This is a genomic window from Bradyrhizobium sp. STM 3809, from assembly GCF_000239795.1.
GTDB lineage: Bacteria > Pseudomonadota > Alphaproteobacteria > Rhizobiales > Xanthobacteraceae > Bradyrhizobium.
Genome location: NZ_CAFJ01000618.1, coordinates 1 through 3,556 on the forward strand (window position 1 = coordinate 1; position 3,556 = coordinate 3,556).

Below are 3,556 nucleotides of genomic sequence, written 5' to 3' on the forward strand. Positions count from 1 at the left end.
AGACCTATCCGACCGGGCGCGAGCTGATCGAGAGCTATCTCGCGCCGCTGGCGACCCGCACGGCCTTGCGCGACGTCATCAGGACGTCGCAACGCGTCACCGCGATCAGCCGGACAGGCTTCGACAAGGCCAAATCGAAGGGCCGCGCCGCCGCGCGGTTCGAGCTTCGCACGCGCAATGGCAAGGGCGACGCGGCGCTGCTGGCCGATGCCGTGATCGACGTCTCCGGCACCTGGTTCTCGCCCAACCCCGCCGGCGGCAACGGCCTGCCTGCGCTCGGCGAGGCCGAACATGCGCCGCGCATCGCCTATGGCATGCCGGATGTTCGAGACGCGCAACGCAGTCGCTATGCCGGCAGGACTGTCGCCGTGCTCGGCGGCGGTCATTCCGCGGTCGGCACCCTGCTCGACCTCGCGGCCCTCGCCGCGGACGAACCGGGCACCCAGGCGATCTGGCTGCTGCGGGCGGACGATCCGGCGAAATCGTTCGGCGGCGGCAGCGCCGACCAGCTCGCCGCGCGCGGTGAGCTCGGCATGGCCTTCGCCAATTTGGTGCGCTCGGAACGCATCCAGGTCGAGACGGGATTCTCCGTGGCGCGCATCGAGGATGAGGACCGGCGGCTCAAGATCAGCGCGCGCAGCGATCGCCGCATCAACGCCGACGAGCTGATCGTCGCCACCGGCTTCCGCCCTGATCTCTCATTGCTGTCGGAGCTGCGGCTGCGGCTCGATCCCGCCATCGAGGCGCCGGTGGCGCTGGCGCCGCTGATCGATCCGAACGAGCACTCCTGCGGCACGGTGCGGCCGCACGGTGCGCGCGAGCTGGCGCAGGCCGACGAGCCCGGGCTCTACCTCGCCGGCATGAAGAGCTACGGCCGCGCGCCGACCTTCCTGATGATCACCGGCTATGAGCAGGTGCGTTCGATCACCGCCGACATCGCCGGGGACAAGAAGGCCGCCGCGCGCGTCGAGCTGACGCTGCCGGAGACCGGCGTATGCACCCGCGGCGGGCTGGCGAGCATTCCTGCCCTGTCCGGCTGCTGTGGCGGGCCGGCTCCGTCAGGGGTAGAGAGTTGCTGCGCCGACGACGCCAAAGCCAAGGCGGCCGGGCGCGCGGGCTGCGGCTGCGCCTGACGCGAGCGCGAACGAGAGGTCTTTTCGGAATGCAGGCACGACGGCTGGGCGTTGTCATCGCTCTCGGCACCGCCCAGACACTGGCCTGGGCCTCGAGCTACTATCTGCCGGCGATCCTCGCCGACCCGATCGCCAGGGATCTCGGCATGTCCGACAACTGGTTCTTCGCCGCCTTCTCCGCCTCGCTGATCATCTCCGGCCTGCTCGGCCCGCGCATCGGCCGGCAGATCGATCGGGTCGGCGGCCGGCAGGTGCTGTGCGCCTCCAACCTCGTGCTGGCGATCGGGCTGACGCTGCTCGGCCTGTCGCATTCGCTCTGGGTGATGGGGATCGCCTGGCTGTGGCTCGGCGTCGGCATGGGGCTCGGGCTCTACGACGCTGCGTTCGGCGCGCTCGGGCGCATCTATGGCAAGGACGCGCGCGGCGCGATCACCGGCATCACATTGCTCGCCGGCTTCGCCTCGACGGTGGGCTGGCCGCTGAGCACCTGGGGGCTGGCGACGATCGGCTGGCGAGAGACCTGCTTCGCCTGGGCGGTCGCGCATCTCGTCATCGGCCTGCCGCTCAACCTGTCGCTGCCGCGGACCACCGCGATGGCGCCCGGCGACATGCCCGCGGGCAAGCCGAACATCCCGCTCGACCGGCCGATGGTGCTGATCGCCTTCGCAATGGCCGCGGCCTGGACGGTGACCGCGGCGATGGCGGTGCATCTGCCGCGGCTGATGCAGGCGTTCGGCGCCACGCCGGCGCAGGCGCTGTTCGCCGGCATGATGATCGGGCCGGCGCAGGTCGCTGCGCGGGTGTTCGAGGCGGGCTTCCTCAGCCGCTTCCATCCGCTCGCCTCGGCCCGCCTCGCCTGCATCACCCATCCGATCGGCGCGCTGACCATCGGCCTGTTCGGCGGCGGCGCCGCCGCGGCGTTCGCGCTGCTGCACGGCTCCGGCAACGGCATTTTGACGATCGCGCGCGGCACGCTGCCGCTCGCGATCTTCGGCCCCGCCAACTACGCCTATCGGCTCGGCCTGATCGGTGCGCCCTCGCGGATCTGCCAGGCCTTCGCGCCGCTCGTGTTCGGGCTCCTGATCGATGCGCTGGGCCGCGGCGTGCTGATCGTGTCGGCGAGCCTCAGCCTCTCGGCGCTGACGGCGCTGATGCTGCTGTCGGCGGCGCGCGCGGATGCGAGCACCGTTGCCAGCGGCGCGCCGGACAAGGCGGCCTGAGGGCGGCCTCTACTGCCTCGTCATCTGGCGCGGATCTCGCCACCTGGATTGGTCCGGGTGTGAATGTTGGCGTACCATTTGCCGGCCAGCAGGTCGTCGGCCTGCGCATCGGTGAGGGCGGCGGCGCCGGTGATCGGCGGTTCCGGGTTCTTGAACGGCAGCACGATGCCGGCGGTCTTGCCAGGCTCGCTCGGACCATGGACATGCGCCCCGATCGGCGGCCCGCTGAGACCCGAGAGGGTGACCTTCCAGGTCAGGATCTTACTCCGGCGGCCTTGATTGAACTCTCGCCCCTATGCCAAACAGGACAGAACGAAACGGTTTCATAAAGCGCGATAGAAGCGATGGCGGATCGGATGGCGGCTTCCAGGACGGCACGCGGCAAGGTCGGGCGCCCCCCGCTCGAACGCGCCGGCGAGGTCGAGGAGCGCATCCTGGATGCCGCCAAGACCGTGTTCCTGGCCCAAGGCTTCGAAGGGGCGAGCGTCGACGAGATCGCGCAGACGGCCCGCGCCGGCAAGCCGACGATCTATGCGCGCTTCCCCAGCAAGGCAGCGTTGTTCGCGGCGGTGATCGCACGCCATGCCGGTCGCAACACCCAATATGAAAACCTGGTGCCGCAGGGGCGCACCTTCCGCGCCCGGCTGATCAGTCTCGGCCAGACCTTGATCGAGCGCGCCATGGTGGACGAGACCATCGGCCTCATGCGCACCGCGATTGCCGAGAACCCACGCTTCCCGGAGCTGACGCTCGAGATCCAGGACAGCGCGCGCAAGCGCGCCACCGTCAATGTCGGCCACGCCATCGGCGAGTTGGCCCGCGCGGAGGGTCTCGCCGGCAAGGGCGCCTTCGCGGCCGACCGGATCGAGGACACCGCACGGGTCTTTCTCGACCTCGTCGTGTTCGCGATGCTGATGCGAGTCCTGCTCGGCGAGGACGTGCGGGTGCTGAAGAAGGAAGCGCAGGCGCATGTCGAGAAGCGCGTGGACTTCTTCCTGGCGGCGACGACCTGAGTGACTGGCAGTCGCAACGCGCAACCGCCCCGCCCGCTCGTCCCCCCTCTCTCCGGTCATTCCGCGGCGTTCGCGCGCAAAATGGCGCAGCCATTTTGAGGCAGCGCGAACGAGCCCGGAATCCATACCCACCGGCGGAGATGACGCGCGAGATGGGCGTGGCGCAAGCGTCGGACCCGCCGGCAGTCGG

4 protein-coding genes are annotated in these 3,556 nt (G+C 70.1%); 3 read left to right on the forward strand and 1 reads right to left on the reverse strand.

The genetic code is table 11. The annotated features are described in order from the left end of the window. Both BRAS3809_RS27720 and BRAS3809_RS27725 read left to right on the forward strand, forming a co-directional pair. Positions 1-1,133: FAD-dependent oxidoreductase (locus tag BRAS3809_RS27720; RefSeq protein WP_035659050.1), on the forward strand; the 1,133-nt coding region annotated here is incomplete at its 5' end. A 29-nt stretch (positions 1,134-1,162) separates the two neighbouring features. Then, positions 1,163-2,353 (forward strand): MFS transporter, encoded by a 1,191-nt coding sequence (locus BRAS3809_RS27725; RefSeq protein ID WP_008965315.1) that lies wholly within the window; start codon positions 1,163-1,165, stop codon positions 2,351-2,353. 20 nt (positions 2,354-2,373) lie between these two features. Here BRAS3809_RS27725 and BRAS3809_RS27730 read toward each other — a convergent pair whose 3' ends face one another. Beyond that, a complete protein-coding gene (locus BRAS3809_RS27730; protein ID WP_083839175.1) occupies positions 2,374-2,613 on the reverse strand; it encodes a CHRD domain-containing protein in 240 nt (79 codons plus the stop codon). 96 nt (positions 2,614-2,709) lie between these two features. Between BRAS3809_RS27730 and BRAS3809_RS27735 the strand changes: the two genes are divergently transcribed. Next, positions 2,710-3,366 (forward strand): TetR/AcrR family transcriptional regulator, encoded by a 657-nt coding sequence (locus BRAS3809_RS27735; RefSeq protein ID WP_008965317.1) that lies wholly within the window; start codon positions 2,710-2,712, stop codon positions 3,364-3,366. Positions 3,367-3,556 lie beyond the last annotated feature (190 nt).

Coding starts and splice junctions, on each gene's coding strand:
- BRAS3809_RS27725 (WP_008965315.1), top strand. CDS start 1,163: ATGCAGGCACGACGGCTGGGCGTTGTCATCGCTCTCGGCACCGCCCAG.
- BRAS3809_RS27735 (WP_008965317.1), top strand. CDS start 2,710: ATGGCGGCTTCCAGGACGGCACGCGGCAAGGTCGGGCGCCCCCCGCTC.